Source organism: Gulosibacter massiliensis (genome assembly GCF_900626105.1).
Lineage (GTDB): Bacteria > Actinomycetota > Actinomycetes > Actinomycetales > Microbacteriaceae > Gulosibacter > Gulosibacter sediminis.
On sequence record NZ_UYZX01000001.1, the window covers coordinates 1077741 to 1095642 of the forward strand.

Below are 17902 nucleotides of genomic sequence, written 5' to 3' on the forward strand. Positions count from 1 at the left end.
AGAACGCACACAACCCGCGGTCGCGCGCGGATTCTTGCAAGAATGGTCAAGAAGTATGCGCCGTAATGGATCGGCGCGGCTCGATTTTTGGGAGACGAGAATCATGACCTATCGCCGGATTCTGGCCGGTGCGGCCGCCGTGCTCACGGGAGTGGCGCTGGCTGGCTGCAGCTCGGCCGACGCGGGGAGTGACGGCGACGTCACGCTCACGCTGCGCCTGTGGGACGAAAACGTTGCGACCTCCTATGAGGGCTCGATCGAAGCGTTCGAGGCCGCCAACCCGGGCATCAAGGTTGAACTCAACGTGGTGCCGTGGGACAACTACTTCAACACCCTGCGCAACGAGGTCGGCGGCGGCGCTGGCGACGACCTGTTCTGGATCAACGGCGCGAGCGTCGGCGACTACATCGACAACGGCAACCTCGTGAACATCACCGAGACCCTCGGTGCAGACGCGATCTCGGGCTGGGAAGAGTCGGTCGTCGAGCAGTACTCGACAGACGGCCAGCTCTGGGGCGTGCCCCAACTCACCGACGGCGGCTCGGCGTTCTACGTGAACGAAGACCTCCTCGATGAGGCCGGTGTCACGGCGCAGGAGCTCTCCAACGCGACCTGGAGCCCGAACGCCGACGACGACACCCTGCTGCCGCTGCTGCAGAAGCTGACCATCGACAAGAACGGCAACAACGCCGCCTCGGCCGACTTCGACCCCGACAACGTGGCCACCTACGGCCTCAACGCCGCGGCCGAGCTCCAGAACATCCAGCTCAACTTCATCTACTCGAACGGCGGCACGTACCAGGACGAGGAGGGCAACCTCACGTTCACGAACGAGAAGACGGTCGAGGCCTACCAGTACCTCGTTGACCTCATCAACGAGTACCACGTGGCCCCGCCCGCCGAAGCGACGAACGGTAACGGCGACTACACGCGTGACGAGTTCCTCCAGGGCAACATCGCCGTGTTCGAGTCGGGCACCTACAACCTGGCGAACGTGCAGAGCGGCGCCGAGTTTAACTGGTCGCTCACCGAGATCGCCGCTGGTCCCGACGGGAAGCGCACGACCTCCCCGGGCATCATCGTCGCGGGCAACGCGAACTCGGAACACCCCGAAGAGCAGCAGGTACTGCTCGAGTGGCTCGGCTCAGCCGAGGGCGCGGAGTACATCGGGGCCGAGGGTGCCGCGGTGCCCGCGGTGACCGATGCGCGCGCCGCCTACGACGAGTACTGGGCCGGCCAGGACGTCGACACGACGCCCTTCTTCAGCGTGCTCGAGGGCACCGAGCCCGGTCAGCCCGTGATCGGCGCGAACTTCAACGCGCAGGCCGAGGCCTTCACGCCCATCCTCAACGACGTCTTCACTGGCGCGACGCCGGTCGAGGAGGGCCTGCAGCAGGCCGAGGATGCCGCGAACGCGGTGTCGTAGCTCCACGCAATAACAACGGCGGGCGGGTGACCTTTTCTGGTCCCCCGCCCGCCGTCGTTTGCGTTAAAGGCCGAGCGAGCTGTCGTAGCTGATCACCTGGTCGAAGACGAACCACGCGCCGGTGAAGATCGGCAGGATCAGGCAGAAAATGAACCCGACGCCACCAAGAATGAGCCCCGCGATCGCGAGGCTGCGATTGCCCCGGTAGCGCTGCGCCGCGACGCCAGCGATGCCGAAGCCCACCGCGGCGAGCGCCGGGAGCATCCCGAACCAACCGAGGAATGGCACCCAGCTCACCCCGATGGCGATGATGCCGCAGATGAGCGCGACGAGGCCCATCACATTGAACTCTCCCGTCGGCTGCGGCGGCAGCGGCCCGGATGCAGAGGCTGGGTACGGCTGCTGGTACGGCTGCTGGGGTGGTTGCTGCGCGAAGGGGTTCGGCTGCTCGTACGGGTTTTCCGGGGGATTCGTCATGCTCGATCTCTCCTACGCTCGCGGTGTCGCCTCCATGCTGACAGAACCGGGCTGATGCGGCATCGCGCGCGCGAGTGAATCCGGCACTGGCGCGGTGGCCCCGAGTGCGCATAAGATATGGAGGTTGCGTGGCCGAATCCACTGGCCGCAATTCACAGTGCCGGGCAACCGGCACGATGCAGAACCCTCCTGCTGCAGACCGTCTGCAGCCGTTCGAGACCAAAGGAGGTGGGTTAATCGTGCATCAGTATGAACTCATGGTGATCATTTCGCCAGAAATCGACGAGCGCACCGTCGCCACCAGCCTCGACAAGTTCCTCGCAGTCATCACCAAGGACGGCGGAACCATCGAGAACACCGACATCTGGGGCAAGCGCAAGCTCGCATACGAGATCGAGAAGAAGTCGGAAGGCATTTACGCCGTCGTGAACTTCACCGCGACCTCGGCAACCGCACAGGAGCTCGACCGCCAGCTGCGCCTTTCCGAGGCCGTGCTGCGCACCAAGGTCCTGCGCGCGGACGAGGCATCGTTCCGTCTCAGCAACGCGAAGTCGGAAGACGACGCGGCCGAGGCCAAGTAAGTCACACAAGTCAAACCCCAACACCGCACACGTAACGTAGCGAATCACCGGGACAAGTAGGGAGCGCGAAATGGCAGGCGACACGATCATTACCGTGGTGGGCAACCTCACCGCCGACCCCGAACTGCGCTACACCCCCCAGGGTGTGGCCGTAGCGAACTTCACCATCGCATCGACACCGCGCACGTTCGACCGTCAGTCGAACGAGTGGAAGGACGGCGAGGCGCTGTTCCTGCGAGCATCCGTGTGGCGCGACTACGCCGAGCACGTTGCCTCGAGCCTCACCAAGGGCCAGCGCGTCATTGCGCAGGGCAGGCTGAAGCAGCGTTCGTACGAAACCCGCGAGGGCGAGAAGCGAACGACTGTTGAGCTCGAGATTGACGAGATCGGCCCGTCGCTGCGGTACGCGACCGCTCAGGTGCAGCGCACCTCGGGTGGTCAGGGCGGCCAGGGCGGCAACTTCGGTGGCGGACAGCAGCGTTCTGTGCAGCAGAACGAGCGTCCGCAGGCCGAGCAGCCCTGGGGCAACAGCGCACCCCGTCAGCAACCGCAGCAGGACTACTCGTCCAGCGGCTCGGGTGGCTGGGCAACGCCGGGCGCCGGTGGTGGGTACGACGAAGAGCCGCCGTTCTAAACCGGCAGCTCTCACCGCACATCACTTTTTCGTAGATTTCAGAAAGAGCATTTCTCATGGCTGGAAAGTCGAGCGGCAACCGCCGCAACGCTCACCGGGGCAAGGGTAAGCCTGTCGCTCCGGCGAAGAGCATCAAGGTCGGCGTCATTGACTACAAGGACGTCAACACTCTCCGCAAGTTCATCTCAGAGCGTGGAAAGATCCGCGCCCGTCGTATCACCGGTGTTTCGGTGCAGGAGCAGCGCCTCATCGCTCGCGCGGTGAAGAACGCCCGCGAGATGGCGCTCCTGCCCTACGCAGGCTCGGGCCGCTAAGGAGTTCACGCATGGCTAAGGTAATTCTCACGCAGGAAGTCACCGGGCTCGGCTCGGCTGGCGATGTCGTCGAGGTGAAGAACGGCTTTGCCCGTAACTACCTCGTTCCCAAGGGCTACGCCGTCAACTGGACTCGCGGTGGCGAGTCGCAGGTCGAGCAGATCCAGAAGGCGCGCGAGACCCGCGCGATCAAGTCGGTCGAGGAGGCCCAGGCGCTCAAGCAGAGCCTCGAGGCCGCCCTCATTCGCGTACACGTGAAGTCGGGCGCCGAAGGCCGCCTGTTCGGCTCGGTGCGCACCGCCGACGTCGCCGACGCGGTCGAGGCCCAGGGGCTCGGCTCGATCGACAAGCGCAAGGTCGTCTTCCCGACGCAGATCAAGCAGGTCGGCACCCATGAGGCCCTCGTTCGTCTCCACGACGACGTGACGGCAACCCTCAAGGTGCAGGTCATCGCTGCCCGCTAGGGCACCCACGCACAAGACGCCGTGTCACCAGGGTGGTTTTCCACCCGGTGGCGCGGCGTTTTGTCGTGCGAACGACGGCCGTTCACGGGCGTTGCCCACACCACACCTGTGGATACTTTTGCAAGTCGACAACCTTCAAGATGTGGTTGAGATGGCTTGTTATCCACCGGGTGTGAACGAACAAAACACCAGATCAGCGTTGTAATCACGAAACTCTCCACCCGAGTTCTCCACAGTTATCCACACTGTCGTGCACATCCGCACGGCGCGTCGTCCACCAACGCTCCACAAGTTATCCACAGGTGGCTCTGCGGGGTGGTGTTGGGGCCGGTGGGGGAGCACTAGGGTGAGTCATCGTCGCTGCGTACCGGCACCTCCGTGTCGCAGGCTCGCGATACAACGGCTGTGGAAAGGACGCGAATGACTCTCACGCATCTCGGTACTGAAGGCCGCGAATCGAGCCGCCAGGCGCAGGACGGCCCCCGCACCCCGCCGCACGACCTGCTCGCCGAGCAGTCGGCCCTCGGCGGCATGATGCTCTCGAAGGATGCCGTCGCTGACGTCGTCGAGAGCGTCCGCGGCGTCGACTTCTACATCCCGAAGCACGAGATCATCTTCGACGCCCTCCAGACGCTCTACGCGGCTGGCGAGCCCACCGACGTCATCGCGGTGACCGACCAGCTCACGAAGACGGGCGACCTCCAGCGCGCCGGCGGTGCCGACTACCTCCACACGCTCGTCGGTCTCGTGCCGACCGCCGCGAACGCGGGCTACTACGCCGAGATCGTCGCCGAGCGCGCCGTGCTGCGCCGCCTCGTCGAGGCGGGCACCCGCATCGTGCAGATCGGCTACGGCGCCGAGGGCGAGGTCGTCGAGCTCGTCAACCAGGCGCAGGCCGAGATCTACGCCGTCACCGGCGGCGTCGAGACCGAAGACTATGTGCCGCTCAGCGAGGCCCTCAAGGTCGCGCAGGACGACATTGACGCGGCTGCGAACCGCGACGGCGAGCTCACGGGGGTGCCCACGGGCTTCCGCGACCTCGACGGCCTCACGAACGGCCTCCACGCCGGCCAGATGATCATCGTCGCCGCCCGACCCGGTATGGGTAAGTCGACGCTCGCGCTTGACTTCTGCCGCTATGCGTCGATCCACGCGAACATGCCGTCGATCTTCTTCTCGCTCGAGATGAGCCGCTCCGAGATCGCCATGCGCCTGCTCTCGGCCGAGGCGAGCGTCAAGCTGCAGCACATGCGCACCGGCAAGGTGTCCGACGAAGACTGGCAGAAAATCGCCCGCACACAGGGCGACATCGCCGAGGCCCCGCTCTACATCGACGACTCGCCGAACATGACCCTCGTCGAGATCCGCGCGAAGTGCCGCCGCCTCAAGCAGAAGCACGGCCTCAAGCTCATCGTCATCGACTACCTCCAGCTCATGACCTCGGGTAAGCGCGTCGAGTCGCGTCAGCAAGAGGTCTCGGAGTTCTCGCGTGCGCTCAAGCTGCTCGCGAAGGAGCTCGAGTGTCCGGTCATCGCCCTCTCGCAGCTCAACCGAAACTCCGAGCAGCGCGCCGACAAGAAGCCCGCCATTAGCGACCTTCGTGAGTCGGGCTCGCTCGAGCAGGACGCCGACATGGTCATCCTTCTGCACCGCGAGGGTGCCTACGAGAAAGACCACCCCCGCGCCTCCGAGGCCGACTTCATCGTGGCGAAGCACCGTAACGGCCCCACCGACACCGTCACGGTGCTCTTCCAGGGTCACCTCTCGCGCTTCGTCGACTACGCGCCGGGCATGGCCCCGGCCCCCGCGATGGGCTAGCTCTCCACCCCGCAGCCGCTCGACCGCGTCGAGTAGCAGCTCGAGGCCGAGGATGCCCGCATTGGGGAGTCCTCGGCCTCGGCGTAGTGCCCCGCGAGTTCGGCCATGCGCGGCACGGTGCTGAAGTCCATCCAGCTCATGAGCTCTTCCGCTTCGTCCTCGACTCCGACCTGGGCGAGCACGACCTCCTGCAACGCGAAGCGGCTACAGCTTGATGCGCTCGTGGAATTCTGTGATGAACTCCGCCCGCTCGGCCGGGGCTGGCTCGAGCAGGTGCTGCGCGAAGAACTCGGCGACCTCGTCGCGGGCTGAGAGGGGCAGCACGCCGGCGACGTACTGATCGGGGCGCACGATCACGATCGCGCCGTCGCGTGAAACCTCGCGCTCGCGGTGGATGTCGCGGCCGTGGCCCGTCGCGAAGATCTGGTTGATGTCCTCGAGCCCGAACGGCACCTTGAGCGGCTTGAACGCGTTCGGCACGTCCTTCGGGTCGAACTCGGTGTACTCCTGCTGGTAGATCACCTTCGTGTCGAATACCGCGTCGTCGTCGCCATCGCCGGGCGTGTAACGCACGCGCGGCGAGGCCGCGTCGTTCGCCCACCAGTTCGCGAAGTCAGCGGTCGGGGTGCCCTCGAGCGCCGGCGCGGCCGAGTCGGCGAACACGTAGACGCGCCAGCGGCCGTCGGCCTCGTGCAGGTGCCCGAGGTGCTGCCAGCGGTTGTCGGCGCGGCGAATCACCTCGGCCGACTTGAAGCGCTTGCCGATGGGGAAGCCGGCGGCGAGCGCCTGGTGCTCGGCGTCGAGGGTGATGATCGACGGCGCGTACTCGGTCATGAACCCCGCGGGGAACTCCATTGTGTTGACGTAGTAGCGCTCGAGCTCGGCCGGGTCCTCCCACTCGTCGACCGGGCGGGCCATCATCGTCGACCATTCCTTGTCGAAGTCGATGAGGTTCTGCGCGATCTCCTTGCGCTCGGAGGCGTAGGTCGACAGCAATGCCTCGGGGGAGCGGCCCTCGAGCACAGCGGCGAGCTTCCAACCAAGGTTGAAGCCGTCCTGAATCGACACGTTCATGCCCTGGCCGGCCTTCGCCGAGTGGGTGTGGCAGGCGTCACCCATGATGAAGGCGTGCGGCGTGCGGGTGTCGATGTGCTCGGCAGGCACGTCGTCGAAGCCGTTCGTGATGCGGTGGGCGACCTCGTAGACCGACCACCAGGTGACGGCGCGCACGTCGAGCGTGAAGGGGGCGAGGATGCGGTTGGCCCGCTCGATCATCGCCTCGAGCGGGGTCGCGCGCACGGCGCCCGCGTCGTGCTCCTCAACCACGCCGAGGTCGACGTAAAGACGTGAGAGGTAGCCGCCCTCGCGGGGGATGAGCAGGATGTTGCCCGCGTCGTGCGACTGGATCGAACACTTCACCTGGAAGTCGGGGAAGTCGGTGTTCGCCATGACGTCCATGACGCCCCAGGCGTGCATCGACGCGTCGCCCTGGAGACGGTGGCCGAGCGCCGAGCGCACCGAGCTGCGGGCGCCGTCGCCGCCGACGAGGTACTTCGCGCGCACCGTGCGCTCCTCGCCCACGCGCGGGCCGGCGGTGTAGCGCACGCGCGCCGTGACGGCGTACTCGGCCCCGGGGTCGATCGTGCAGTCGAGGAACTCGATGCCGTAGTCGGGTTCGATGCGGCCGGGCGCCCGATTTGCGTCGCGGAGGAAGTAGTCGAGGATGCGCGACTGGTTTACGTAGATGTGCGGGAACTCGCTGATGCCGCTCGCATCGTCAGGGTCGCGCGAGACGCGCTCGATCTTCGAGGGGTCGTCCTTCGACGGCTTCCACCAGCACATCTCGACGTTGCGGTACGCCTCGGCGATGACTTCGTCGGCGAAGCCGAAGGCCTGGAACGTCTCGACCGAGCGGGCCTGGATGCCGTCGGCCTGGCCGACCTCGAGGCGGCCGGGGCGGCGTTCGATCGCGCGCGCGTTGATGGACGGGAAGCGCGAGAGCTGGGCGGTGACGGCGACCGCGGCGGGGCCGGTGCCGACGATCAGGACGTCCATCTCGTCGGGAAGTTCGGTGGGCCGGTCGACGCCGTATCCGGCGGCGGGGCGGACTCGCGGGTCGCCCGATTCATAGCCTCGGTAGTGGATCTGCATCGGTGGAGCTCCTTTGTGGCGGCGTTGCCAATGTGCGGGCCAGTGTCTCGCTATTTGCGACACTGTCGTAAATATAGAACAATGGTATGCAGAGACCGGTGTGGTCGCAAGAGTTCGAAGGAGTGCGCCGTGGCGAATGAGGCAACGACCCGGGGGTCCCAGACGCTGGCCCGCGGCCTGCGAGCGCTCGAGATCATCGGTGATTCGCCGAGGCCGATGACGGTCGCGCAGCTCGCCGAGGCGATCGGCATCCACCGCTCGATGGCCTACCGCCTGCTCGCGACGCTTGAGACGCACGGATTTGCTGCCCGCACGGCGGCCGGCGAGATCGAGCTCGGCGCCCGGCTCGTCGCGCTTGCACGTGGCGTCGCCCGCAACCTCCAGGCTGCGGCGGCACCCGTGCTTGACCGCGTCGCCGACGAGCTGCAGCTCACCACGTTCCTCGTCACCCACGACGGCGAGGAGGCGGTCACGCTGCTCAGCGCGCAGCCCCGCGACCTCGATGCCATGGTCGTGCAGCGCCCGGGCAGTCGCCACTCCGTCGACGTCGGCGCCCCCGGCCGGGTCATCCGCTCGCAACTCGACCCCGTGGCGTACCCGCCGGCCCGCTTCGAGCTGAGCCACGAGGAAGTCATCGACGGGCTCAACTCGATCGCGGTGCCGATCGCCCTGCCACAGGGGCGCCCGGCCGCGCTCGCGGCGTTGTTTGTCGCGTGGCCGATCGACCAGGAGGCCATCGTCGAACGGCTCGTCACCGCCGCCCGGCACATTGCCGAACGAGTGCGGTGACGAGCCGTTCCGGTGGTGTCGCGGCTTAGGCGACGTCGCGCAGCTGCCCCTTCGCGAGGCGCAGTCGGCGACGCGCGCGCTTCGCGACCGCCGAGTCGTGGGTCACGACGACGAGGGTGAGCCCCTCGGCGTTGAGTTCCTCGAGCACCTGCAGAATGTCGTCGCGCATCCGCTCGTCGAGGTTGCCGGTCGGCTCGTCGGCGAGCAGCACGCGGGGCTGCTTCGCAATCGCGCGGGCGATCGCGACGCGCTGCTGCTGCCCGCCCGAGAGCTCGTCGGGGCGGTGGTCGGCCCGGTCGCCGAGGCCGACGCGCTCGAGCGACTCCGCAACCCGGCGGTCGCGCGCACCCGACTCGAGGTCGAGCGGCTCGAGCCCCATGTCGACGTTCTCGGCCGCGGTTAGGGTCGGAATCAGGTTGAACGACTGGAACACGAAGCCGATCTCGGTCGCCCGCAGCGACTGCAGCTGGGCGTTCGTCGCGTTCGCGAGGTCGATGTCGCCGAGGTAGACGTGGCCGCCGCTCGGCCGGTCGAGGGCGCCGAGCAGCTGCAAGAGCGTCGACTTGCCGCCGCCGGTCGACCCCTGGATCGTGACGAACTCGCCCGCGTCGATCTGCACATCCACCGCCTTGAGCGGGGTGACGGTGCGGCGCTGCTGCTTGTACTCCTTGCTCACGTTCTCGAGGCGGAACGCGACGGGAGCCGAGAGCGGATCAATGCCGAGGTGCTGTTCTTCAGTGATAGTCATGAGAACTCCTAAGTAGTGGGGAGGATGCCCGTTAGCCGACCGCGCGGAGCGATTCGGCGGGGCTGAGACGGGCGGCACGCCAGCCGCCGAAGATGCCCGCGATGACGCCAGCCGCGACCGAGCAGCCGAGGGCGAGCACGATGACCCACACACTGAGCGGGGCCTGGAGCACGATGCTCGTCGCGTTGCTCACTGCCTGGCCGATGGCCTCGGGTGCGCCGCCGCCCGGTGCGCCGCCAGCAGCGGCGTCGCCGCCGCCCATGGCGCCCTGCGCCTCGATGCCGGCCGAGATGGTGGGCGCGATGACGTTGATCGTGAGGATGCCGATAAGGCCGACGACGAGACCAGCGAGGCCGCCGATGAGCGACTGCACCATCGACTCGCCCGCGACCTGGCGCACGATGCGGCCGTTCGACCAGCCGATCGCCTTGAGCGTGCCGAGCTCGCGGGTGCGGCGCGCGATGCCCGAAGTCGTGAAGAGTACGGCGAGGCCGACCGCGACGAGGAGCACGATGATCGAGAGCCACGTGCCGAGGTTGGAGATGAGGTTGGATGCAGTGCTCAGCGAACCCGACACGGTCGACGCGAGGTCGGACTGCGAGCTGACCGTCGCATCCGGCAGCTCGGTCTCGAGCGCGGTCTGCACGCTCGCGATGTTGTCGGAGGACGTGGTCTGCACGTAGACGGTCGAGACGACGTCGCCGGCGCCCGAGAGGTCCTGCGCGACATCGAGCGGAATGTAGACGTTCGATGCCGTGTCGGCGTCGGAGCTCGTCGACGAGACGATGCCGACCACCTCGAAGTCGTCGCCGCCAACCTCGAAGGTGTCGCCCACGGCAAGCTCGGCGCTCGTCGCGTAGGTCGAGTCGAGCACGGCCACGTTCGTGCCGTTGTCGTCGGCGGTGAGGAGGCGACCGTCGGTCACTGAGACCGAGCTCATCGGGCCGATCACCGAGGCGGGGTCGATGCCGAGCACGCTGAACGAGTCGAGGCCGAACTGGCCGCCGCCGAAGCCGCCGCTACCGCCGCCATCGGGCGGAGTCATGGCGGAGCCGTCGGTAGTCGTACCGTCGGTCGTGGTGCTGTCGCTGCTCGACATTTCGGGCAGCTCGCCCGAGAACGTGGAGTTGGTGAGGCTCAGCGTGCCGGTCGCCTGCGAGACGCCGTCGATGCCGAGCACCGTGTCGATGGTCGACGCGTCGAGCGTGCCGCGCATCATGTCGGTCTGCAACTGCGACTGGTCGAGCGTCGTCGAGCCGTCCTCGCTCGTCGTCGAGTCCTCGCTGCCGAAGTCGAACTGCGGGCCGCCGCCGTCGCTCCCGGGCTCGGCCTGCGCGCCCGTGACGGTGAGATCGGTGCCGATGCCGTAGACGGCCTGGAGGGATTGTGCCTGCGCCGCGCGCACGCCCGAGGAAAGCGAGTTCACGACGATGACGAGCGCGACCGCGATCGCGAGACCGATGCTGACGATGATCGTCTGCTTTTTGCGGCCACGCAGTTCGCGCCGCAGGTATGTCCAAAACATTGGGCTCCTAGGTGGGGGGAAGTGACGCCGCAACGCTAGGAATGTGCCCTATGGCACCTCGATGCTGAGGCTATGAGCTTTCAATGAGCGCGAGGGGGCGCCGCGTAAACTCGCAGCAGCAAGGAGGGCGAGGATGCAGGACACCACCCCAGGAGACTCGGCGCGCGCGACAGGCGCCGGCAGCCGGGCACTGATCACCATCGCGGTGGTCGTACTTTCGATGATCGGCCTCGTGCTGTTGCAACAGGTCGCGAGCTTCGTCACCCCGATCTTCCTCGGCATCAACCTCGTGCTCGCGATCGCGCCGCTCATGCACTGGCTGATCCGCAAGCGCGTGCCGCGACTGCTCGCCGTGATTATCGCGGGCGTGTTCGTCTACGGGCTGTTGCTCGCGTTCGTCGGGCTGCTCGCCTGGTCGGTGATGATGCTCATCCAGGAGCTGCCGAAATACGGGGCGGAGTTCCAGGGCCTTTACTCAACCCTGCTCGACTGGCTGACGAGCTTCGGCATTTCGCAGGAGCAGGTCATCACGCAACTGCAGGGCGTGTTCAACCCCTCGGCGATTGTCGCGGTACTGCAGAGCCTCGCGAGCAACGTCGGCGGGCTGCTGTCGCTGCTCGCGACTCTCGTCGTCATGATCTTCTTCCTGCTCTTTGACGCCATGAGCTTCGAGCAGCGGGTCGGCAAGATTCGCGACGACCGCCCGAGTCTCGGCACCGCCCTCGACTCGTTCTCGCAGGGCGTCGCCCGCTACTGGATCGTCACGACGGTCTTCGGCCTCATCGTCGCGGTGCTCGACGTGGTCGCGCTCGAGATGCTCGGCGTGCCCCTCGCGCTCGTGTGGGGCGTGTTTTCGTTCCTCACCAACTACATCCCGAACATCGGCTTCGTCATTGGCATGATCCCGCCGGTGCTCATGGCCCTGCTCGCGAACGGCTGGGTCAATGCGCTGATCGTGCTTGCGGTCTGGAGCGTCATCAACTTCGTCATTCAGTCGTTGATTCAGCCGAAGTTCGCGGGCGAGGCGGTCGGCGTCACGCCAACGGTCTCGTTCCTCTCGCTGCTCGTCTGGGCGTTTGCGCTCGGCCCGGTCGGCGCGCTGCTCGCGCTGCCCGCGACCCTGCTCGTCAAGGCCCTTCTCGTGGATGCCGACCCACGTAACCGCTGGATCAACTACCTCGTGGATGCGCGCCCCGACCTCACGGCGTCGCGGCCGATCTTCCGGCCCGACCCCGAGCAAGCGCCCGACCCCAGAGACGCCAAGGATGAGGGCGCGTGACGGCTCCGGCCCCGTACCCGCAGCCACCGCAGAAGTCGATCCGCCGCCGCATCGGCACGGGCTTCATCATCGCCGCGGGCGTCATTATCTTCGCGCTCGTGGTGTGGCTCTCGTTCTCGCTTGGGTTCCAGCGCCTGCGGGCCGACCTCGACATCGGCATGAAGACGGCGGTGCAGGCCGAGCCAGAGGTGCGCTTCGACGGCGTCAACCAGGGCTGGGAACGCATGAACCCCGACGCTGAGGACGAGGCGCCGCAGTATTTCAACGTGACGGAAGACGAGGAGACGCCCTGCATCTTCTCGTGGGAGGCGGGCAAATACGACAGCGAGCTCGTCGACGTGCCGAACGACCTCAACGACCGCGGCGCGAGCGACTATCTCGTCAACCGGCTCGGATACACCGAGGTCGACGACACCTCGGTTCAGGTTGAGACGACGGGCGAGCTCACCGTTGAGCTCATCTACGCGCAGCAGACGATGGACGACGGCGTCACGGTGGCGAGCGCGGTGCGCGCCTTCACCGGTTCACAGCACTACATCGTGTTCTTCCTCACCTGCGAGGACGCGTCGGCCCTCGATCCGGGGCTGATGATGAGCGTGCTCGACGACGTGCAGCTCGACATCGAACCCGCGCACTGAGCCGCACCCCCGCGTCCGGCCGAGCCCGGCTCATCCGCTGGTTCCAGATTCGCGGTGCGGAATGTCGCCCGCATGGCGGATAGTTTCTGCGTTGACGCGGTTGATATAAACGAAGGTGCCAGCACTCGTATTTTCCGAGCATCGCAACTCTTGTGAGGAATCGCATGTCGAACCAGTTCCCTCCCTCCGGCAATGGCCAGGGTGACGGCCAGGGTCAGCAGAACCCCGGCCAGCAGAACCAGAACCAACAGGGCTACGGCGCCCAGGGCCAGCAGAACAGCGGCTACGACGCGTCGACCGGCGGCTACCAGGGCTACCAGTCGCAGTCGAACTACCAGGGCTACGGCCAGCAGGGACAGGGTCAGGATCAGTCGGGCCAGCAAGGCTACGGCGGGTACAACTCGAACTCCTACGGCCAGCAGTCGAGCTCGTCGAACGACTCGAGCTATAACTCGTACGGCCAGGGTCAGTCGGGCCAGCAGGGTCAGTCGGGCCAGCAGTCGTCGTACGGTAGCTACGGCTCGGGCGCCTCGCAGCAGCAGGGCTACGACCAGGGCCAGCAACAGTCCTACGGCGGCTACGGCCAGGATGCGTCGCAGCAGCAGGGCTACGGCCAGAGCCAGCAGGGCCAGCAGGTCTACGGTTCGTACGGTCAGCCCGGTCAGGACCAGAACCAGAACTACGGCGGCTACGGCCAGCAGCCCCCGCAGGGCGGCAAGAAGAAGGGCTTCCCCGTCTGGGCCTGGATCGTCATCGCGGTGGTCGTCATCGGCCTCGTCGTCGGCGGTATCTTCGGCGGCATTGCGCTCTTCGGCGGCAGCAACGGCTACGACATTGAGTCGGACAAGACCGTGTCGTACGTCGAGGTCACCTACAACGGCGACTGGGAAGACTACGGCGAGGGTATGTACGTCAACGACGACTACACCTGCTACTACCTCGCGAGCTTCGAGGGCGGTGCCACGGGCATCGACCCCGACAACGTTGAGGGCAGCATGGAGGACTCGGTCGCCGAGGCAGCGGGCCAGAGCGGCTCGAGCGACGTCACCTACACGAAGCTCGATAACGTCACGATGGCCGACTCCGAGGGCCAAGACGTTGAGTTCGTGATCTACGAAATGAAGCCGACCTCGGGCGAGGGCATCGGTTACATCGCCGCGCACCCGTTCTCGGACTCGGGCGACATCCTCGTGATGGCGACGGTCTGCGACGGCAGCAACGGTGTCGACGAAGACAGCTTCAAGGACCAGATGGCCGACACCTCGTTCACCATTACCCCGGAGGACAACTAGCCAGCGCGGCTTCGGCCACGCTGCTTGGGTGGGTTCGGCGCCTCTGCCGGGCCCACCCGCTTGCTTTCCGCACGCATCCGCCCCCAGTACCTGCAACAATGGTGGCCATTACCGCTCGCCACCGCGCCGAAGGAGACGCCCATGTCGAATCAGTTCCCGCCTTCTGGCTTTGGTGACCGCGAGTCAGACCAGCCCGACCGCGACGCGCAGCAGGTCTTCGGCGGCGGTAACGACTACAACTCGAGCGGTAACGACTACAACAGCTACGGCTCGTACGGCGACGCGCACTCGGGTGGCAACGACTACAACTCCTACTCGGCGGGCGGCGACCAGTACGCGAGCCAGGGTGATTCGTACGCCTCGCAGGGCGAGCAGTACGCGAGCCAGGGCGACGGCTTCGGCCAGCAGAACCAGCAGCAGGTGTACGGCGGCGGCCAGTATGGCGGTGACCAGCAGCAGTACGGGCAGCAGAACCAACAGCAGTACCAGCCTCAATCGGCCGCGGCATACGGCGGCTACGGCAGTAGCCAGGGCGGTCAGTCCGGCGGCGGCGCGCCGAAGAAGAAGGGCATCCCCGTCTGGGCGTGGATCGTGATTGCCGTGGCGGCGGTCGCTCTTGTCGGCGGCGGCATCTGGGGCGGAATCGCCCTGTTCGGCGGAGGCAACTCGAACCAGACCACCGCGAACGGCGGCAACGGCACGAGCACGAGCGGCAATTCGGGCGACTCTGGCGACGGCGCCGAAGCACCGGCCGACGCCGCCTACCCGATCGACAACACCGACGAGGTCAGCGACATCGCGCTCGACTACACGGGCGACTGGGACCCTCAGGACCTCAACGGCCAGGAGCTGTTCTACAGCCCCGACCAGACCTGCACCTATCTCACCTCGTTCGTGCCGGCGGCGGCGTCGGGCGGCACGTGGTACCCCGACGACCCGGCAGGCAGCCTGAACACCTACCTCAACACCGACACGACTGGCTACCAGCTCTCGAACGCCGGCAGCACGACGGTGACCGACACGAACGGCCTCGAGGTTGAGCTCGGCACCGTGCTATTTACCGAGGACACCTACGACACGACCGGCCTGCTCACGGCACACGTGTTTGGCGACGATTTGCTCATGTACCAGATCACCTGCTTCGACCGCGAACCCTCGGCGAGCGAGCTCGACGAGCTCATCGCGCAGACCGAGACGACGATCACGGAGTAGTAACCTTCCGGGGCCGACGATACTGTCGGCAATCGCGACTGCTCCTGCTGGGTAGACTAGAACCACAGGGGCAGTTACGTTTTGGGAGGATCGCATGTCAAACAACGCGGCCACTTCGACTGGCACCGACACACTTCGGAACCTCCCGGAGAACATCTGGATATCGCTACTGTTCCGTGCGGTGCCGGCCATCGTCGGCGCGCTGGTCATCACATTCACTCAAGACCACAACGCCCGCTTCGGCTTCGCGGTGTTCGGCGCGGTCGTGCTCTGGAGCGGCATCATCGTCGGCTTCGAGGGCATCGGCGTCAAGGGGCACCCGGCGCGCGTTTACGTGCTGATCCGCAGCCTGCTCAACGTGCTCGCTGGCGGATTCTCGCTGTTCATGGCAACCGGTGGGCATGACTGGGCCACCGCCCAGAGCTTTATCATCACCGTCGCCACCTGGGGCATCATCACCGGCATCGTCGAGCTGCTCGCGGCCTTCATGAGCCGAAAGCACTCCATGTACTCGAGTGAGATCCTCATCGCGGGCGCCCTGACCACGCTGCTCGGCGTGATCGTCGCGTTCGTGCCGCCGGAGCTCAACGACCAGTACGGTGGCATCCAGAACGTTGAGGGGTCGCTGACGGCCGACGTGCAGTCGATCGGTTTCGTCGGCGCCTACTTCGCGATCCTCGGTGTGTTGTTGGTCATCGAAGCAATCAGCCTCCGCGCCGCACTGCGCCGCCGTGCCCAAGAGGGGCCCAAGGAAGGAGCCGCCGCGTGAGCGGAGCGGACTCAAACGACCACGGAAGCAAGCAGCAGCGCAAGGCGCTGATGAAACCCTTCGAGGTCGTGATTATCGCCGCAGCGGCCGGCATCTTCGTGCTGCTCATCGTGCTGCTGACGGTGCAGGACATCGTGCTTGGCCTGATCTTCGCGGGTGTTGCGATGGTCGTCGTACTCGTGGTGATGTCGCTGTTGCTGCTGAACTACAAGCCCAACGCCGAGGCCCCGGTTTACCTCGACCGCCAGCTTGCCGAGTCGGACGACCCGGGTGCGAAGGGCGCGGCACTGCGCCCCTTCGACGGCGACGTCGAGGCCGAGGCCGCCGCCGAAGCGGACGACCTCGAACCCGGCGACGCCGACGAGAAGTAGGGCCGAGCGGCCTGACCGGCGGGTTTAGCCCAGCCGGTCAACGAGCTGCGCCGAGCGACCTGTGTAGGTCTGCGGCGTGAGCTCGCGCAGCCGCGCCTTCGCCGCATCCCCGATCTCGAGGCCATCGACGAACGCGACGAGCTCATCCCGGCCGACCGAGTGGCCGCGGGTGAGCTCCTTGAGCACCGCGTACGGGTCTTCGATGTGCGAGCGACCGGCGACGATCTCGGCGCGAATCACGGTCTGAATCGCCTCCGCGAGCACCTCCCAGTTGCCGTCGAGCTCGCGGCCGAGCGTGTCGGGGTTCACGGCGAGCTCGCCGAGGCCGCGGCGCACGTTGTCGAGCGCGAGCAGCGAGTGGCCGAAGCCAACGCCGATGTTGCGCTGCGACGACGAGTCGGTGAGGTCGCGCTGCATGCGCGAGGTGACGAGGGTCGCGGCGAGCGAGTCGAGGATCGCACACGAGAGCTCGAGGTTCGACTCGGCGTTCTCGAAGCGAATCGGGTTGATCTTGTGCGGCATGGTCGACGAGCCGGTCGCGCCTGGCTGCGGGATCTGCTTGAAGATGCCGCGCTGAATGTACATCCACACGTCGGTGCAGAAGTTGTGCAGCACGCGGTTGAAGTGGGCGATGTCCGAGTAGAGCTCGGCCTGCCAGTCGTGCGACTCGATCTGCGTCGTGAGCGGGTTCCACACGAGGCCGAGGGATGCGGTGAACTCGTCAGCCACCTGCTCCCAGTCGAGCTCCGGGCCTGCCACGAGGTGCGCGGCGAAGTTGCCGGTTGCGCCGGCCCACTTGCCGAGGTACTCCTGCTGTTCGATGCGGCGCAGGACGCGGCCGAGGCGGTGGGCGACGACCGCGAGCTCCTTGCCGAGCGTCGTCGGCGTCGCGGGCTGGCCGTGCGTGAGCGAGAGCATCGGCTGCTCGCGCTGCTCGCGGGCGAGCGTCGCGATCTGCTCGACGAGCGCGGCCGCGGCGGGCAGCCATACCTCGGTGACGGCGTCGCGAATGGTGAGCGCGTAGGAGGTGTTGTTGATGTCCTCCGAGGTGCAGCCGAAGTGCGTGAGTTCCTCGACCGCGCCGAGGCCGAGGGCGCGCAGCTGGTCGCGCACGTAGTACTCGACGGCCTTGACGTCGTGCCGGGTCGTCGCCTCGATCGTCGCGAGCGCGTCGATGGCCTCCTGGTCGAAGGTATCGACGACGGCGCGCAGCTTCGCCTGCTGCTCGGCCGTGAGCGGGCTCGCGCCGAACAGCTCGCGGTCGGTGAGGAAGATGAGCCACTCGATCTCGACCTTCACGCGGGCGCGGTTGAGCGCGGCTTCGCTGAGGTGCTCGCCGATCGGCGCCACCGCCTTGTAGTACCGGTTGTCGAGGGGGCTGATCAGCTGCGGCGGCAGAGGACTCATCGGGGCT

The 17902-nt window shown here is 66.6% G+C and carries 19 protein-coding genes; 13 read left to right on the forward strand and 6 right to left on the reverse strand.

Features of this window, described 5'->3' with window-relative positions; genetic code table 11:
* The first annotated feature begins 103 nt into the window (after window positions 1-103).
* Window positions 104-1426 carry an ABC transporter substrate-binding protein gene (locus EJL01_RS05200; protein WP_164509723.1) on the forward strand — a complete coding sequence of 441 codons (1323 nt, stop codon included), beginning with the start codon at window positions 104-106 and terminating at the stop codon, window positions 1424-1426.
* A gap of 63 nt (window positions 1427-1489) precedes the next feature.
* On the opposite strand, the gene EJL01_RS05205 is transcribed toward EJL01_RS05200, so the two are convergent.
* Complete coding sequence (locus EJL01_RS05205) at window positions 1490-1903, reverse strand: hypothetical protein (protein ID WP_164509724.1); 414 nt, start codon at window positions 1901-1903, stop codon at window positions 1490-1492.
* A gap of 236 nt (window positions 1904-2139) precedes the next feature.
* Between EJL01_RS05205 and rpsF the strand changes: the two genes are divergently transcribed.
* The 5 genes from rpsF (at window position 2140) to dnaB (ending at window position 5714) form a co-directional block, all read left to right on the forward strand.
* Window positions 2140-2484 (forward strand): 30S ribosomal protein S6, encoded by a 345-nt coding sequence (gene rpsF / locus EJL01_RS05215; protein ID WP_125107415.1) that lies wholly within the window; start codon window positions 2140-2142, stop codon window positions 2482-2484.
* Between the two features lie 70 nt (window positions 2485-2554).
* Window positions 2555-3118: a single-stranded DNA-binding protein gene (locus EJL01_RS05220; protein WP_125106559.1), complete on the forward strand. Its 564-nt coding sequence runs from the start codon at window positions 2555-2557 to the stop codon at window positions 3116-3118.
* A gap of 56 nt (window positions 3119-3174) precedes the next feature.
* Window positions 3175-3432, forward strand: coding sequence for a 30S ribosomal protein S18 (rpsR, locus tag EJL01_RS05225; RefSeq protein WP_019618109.1), 258 nt, complete (start codon window positions 3175-3177; stop codon window positions 3430-3432).
* Window positions 3433-3443: 11 nt separating this feature from the next.
* Complete coding sequence (gene rplI, locus EJL01_RS05230; RefSeq protein ID WP_125106560.1) at window positions 3444-3896, forward strand: 50S ribosomal protein L9; 453 nt, start codon at window positions 3444-3446, stop codon at window positions 3894-3896.
* Window positions 3897-4316: 420 nt separating this feature from the next.
* A complete protein-coding gene (dnaB, locus tag EJL01_RS05235; RefSeq protein WP_125106561.1) occupies window positions 4317-5714 on the forward strand; it encodes a replicative DNA helicase in 1398 nt (465 codons plus the stop codon).
* Here dnaB and EJL01_RS05240 read toward each other — a convergent pair.
* Both EJL01_RS05240 and EJL01_RS05245 read right to left on the reverse strand, forming a co-directional pair.
* Window positions 5711-5908 (reverse strand): hypothetical protein, encoded by a 198-nt coding sequence (locus tag EJL01_RS05240; RefSeq protein WP_125106562.1) that lies wholly within the window; start codon window positions 5906-5908, stop codon window positions 5711-5713. The two genes, dnaB and EJL01_RS05240, sit on opposite strands and share 4 nt — an antisense overlap.
* A gap of 10 nt (window positions 5909-5918) precedes the next feature.
* Window positions 5919-7865 carry an FAD-dependent monooxygenase gene (locus EJL01_RS05245; RefSeq protein WP_125106563.1) on the reverse strand — a complete coding sequence of 649 codons (1947 nt, stop codon included), beginning with the start codon at window positions 7863-7865 and terminating at the stop codon, window positions 5919-5921.
* 129 nt (window positions 7866-7994) lie between these two features.
* Between EJL01_RS05245 and EJL01_RS05250 the strand changes: the two genes are divergently transcribed.
* On the forward strand, window positions 7995-8654 hold the full coding sequence (locus EJL01_RS05250) for an IclR family transcriptional regulator (protein ID WP_241209109.1): 660 nt from the start codon (window positions 7995-7997) through the stop codon (window positions 8652-8654).
* 25 nt (window positions 8655-8679) lie between these two features.
* Here EJL01_RS05250 and EJL01_RS05255 read toward each other — a convergent pair whose 3' ends face one another.
* Window positions 8680-9402: an ABC transporter ATP-binding protein gene (locus EJL01_RS05255; protein ID WP_125106565.1), complete on the reverse strand. Its 723-nt coding sequence runs from the start codon at window positions 9400-9402 to the stop codon at window positions 8680-8682.
* Window positions 9403-9433: 31 nt separating this feature from the next.
* A complete protein-coding gene (locus tag EJL01_RS05260) occupies window positions 9434-10927 on the reverse strand; it encodes an ABC transporter permease (RefSeq protein WP_125106566.1) in 1494 nt (497 codons plus the stop codon).
* A 133-nt stretch (window positions 10928-11060) separates the two neighbouring features.
* On the opposite strand from EJL01_RS05260, the gene EJL01_RS05265 reads away from it, so the two are divergent.
* The 6 genes from EJL01_RS05265 to EJL01_RS05290 all read left to right on the forward strand — a co-directional run bounded on the left by EJL01_RS05265 (window position 11061) and on the right by EJL01_RS05290 (window position 16488).
* Window positions 11061-12206: an AI-2E family transporter gene (locus EJL01_RS05265; protein ID WP_125106567.1), complete on the forward strand. Its 1146-nt coding sequence runs from the start codon at window positions 11061-11063 to the stop codon at window positions 12204-12206.
* Window positions 12203-12844: a hypothetical protein gene (locus EJL01_RS05270; RefSeq protein WP_125106568.1), complete on the forward strand. Its 642-nt coding sequence runs from the start codon at window positions 12203-12205 to the stop codon at window positions 12842-12844. Before EJL01_RS05265 ends, EJL01_RS05270 begins: the two co-directional genes overlap by 4 nt.
* A 164-nt stretch (window positions 12845-13008) precedes the next feature.
* Complete coding sequence (locus tag EJL01_RS05275; RefSeq protein WP_125106569.1) at window positions 13009-14136, forward strand: hypothetical protein; 1128 nt, start codon at window positions 13009-13011, stop codon at window positions 14134-14136.
* Window positions 14137-14277: 141 nt separating this feature from the next.
* Window positions 14278-15348, forward strand: a complete 1071-nt coding sequence (locus EJL01_RS05280; protein ID WP_125106570.1) for a hypothetical protein — start codon at window positions 14278-14280, stop codon at window positions 15346-15348.
* A 94-nt stretch (window positions 15349-15442) separates the two neighbouring features.
* Window positions 15443-16117: a hypothetical protein gene (locus tag EJL01_RS05285; protein ID WP_125106571.1), complete on the forward strand. Its 675-nt coding sequence runs from the start codon at window positions 15443-15445 to the stop codon at window positions 16115-16117.
* A complete protein-coding gene (locus EJL01_RS05290) occupies window positions 16114-16488 on the forward strand; it encodes a hypothetical protein (protein ID WP_125106572.1) in 375 nt (124 codons plus the stop codon). The genes EJL01_RS05285 and EJL01_RS05290 overlap by 4 nt, the downstream gene beginning before the upstream one ends.
* Before the next feature lie 24 nt (window positions 16489-16512).
* Here EJL01_RS05290 and purB read toward each other — a convergent pair whose 3' ends face one another.
* A complete protein-coding gene (purB, locus tag EJL01_RS05295; RefSeq protein WP_125106573.1) occupies window positions 16513-17895 on the reverse strand; it encodes an adenylosuccinate lyase in 1383 nt (460 codons plus the stop codon).
* Window positions 17896-17902 lie beyond the last annotated feature (7 nt).

What these genes read in the sequence shown, in the direction of transcription:
- EJL01_RS05260 (WP_125106566.1), bottom strand. Translation starts at nt 10,927, where the DNA reads ATGTTTTGGACATACCTGCGGCGCGAACTGCGTGGCCGCAAAAAGCAG.
- EJL01_RS05265 (WP_125106567.1), top strand. Translation starts at nt 11,061, where the DNA reads ATGCAGGACACCACCCCAGGAGACTCGGCGCGCGCGACAGGCGCCGGC.
- EJL01_RS05245 (WP_125106563.1), bottom strand. Translation starts at nt 7,865, where the DNA reads ATGCAGATCCACTACCGAGGCTATGAATCGGGCGACCCGCGAGTCCGC.
- EJL01_RS05280 (WP_125106570.1), top strand. Translation starts at nt 14,278, where the DNA reads ATGTCGAATCAGTTCCCGCCTTCTGGCTTTGGTGACCGCGAGTCAGAC.
- EJL01_RS05205 (WP_164509724.1), bottom strand. Translation starts at nt 1,903, where the DNA reads ATGACGAATCCCCCGGAAAACCCGTACGAGCAGCCGAACCCCTTCGCG.
- rpsR (WP_019618109.1), top strand. Translation starts at nt 3,175, where the DNA reads ATGGCTGGAAAGTCGAGCGGCAACCGCCGCAACGCTCACCGGGGCAAG.
- purB (WP_125106573.1), bottom strand. Translation starts at nt 17,895, where the DNA reads ATGAGTCCTCTGCCGCCGCAGCTGATCAGCCCCCTCGACAACCGGTAC.
- rplI (WP_125106560.1), top strand. Translation starts at nt 3,444, where the DNA reads ATGGCTAAGGTAATTCTCACGCAGGAAGTCACCGGGCTCGGCTCGGCT.
- dnaB (WP_125106561.1), top strand. Translation starts at nt 4,317, where the DNA reads ATGACTCTCACGCATCTCGGTACTGAAGGCCGCGAATCGAGCCGCCAG.
- EJL01_RS05275 (WP_125106569.1), top strand. Translation starts at nt 13,009, where the DNA reads ATGTCGAACCAGTTCCCTCCCTCCGGCAATGGCCAGGGTGACGGCCAG.
- EJL01_RS05220 (WP_125106559.1), top strand. Translation starts at nt 2,555, where the DNA reads ATGGCAGGCGACACGATCATTACCGTGGTGGGCAACCTCACCGCCGAC.
- EJL01_RS05285 (WP_125106571.1), top strand. Translation starts at nt 15,443, where the DNA reads ATGTCAAACAACGCGGCCACTTCGACTGGCACCGACACACTTCGGAAC.
- EJL01_RS05255 (WP_125106565.1), bottom strand. Translation starts at nt 9,402, where the DNA reads ATGACTATCACTGAAGAACAGCACCTCGGCATTGATCCGCTCTCGGCT.
- EJL01_RS05200 (WP_164509723.1), top strand. Translation starts at nt 104, where the DNA reads ATGACCTATCGCCGGATTCTGGCCGGTGCGGCCGCCGTGCTCACGGGA.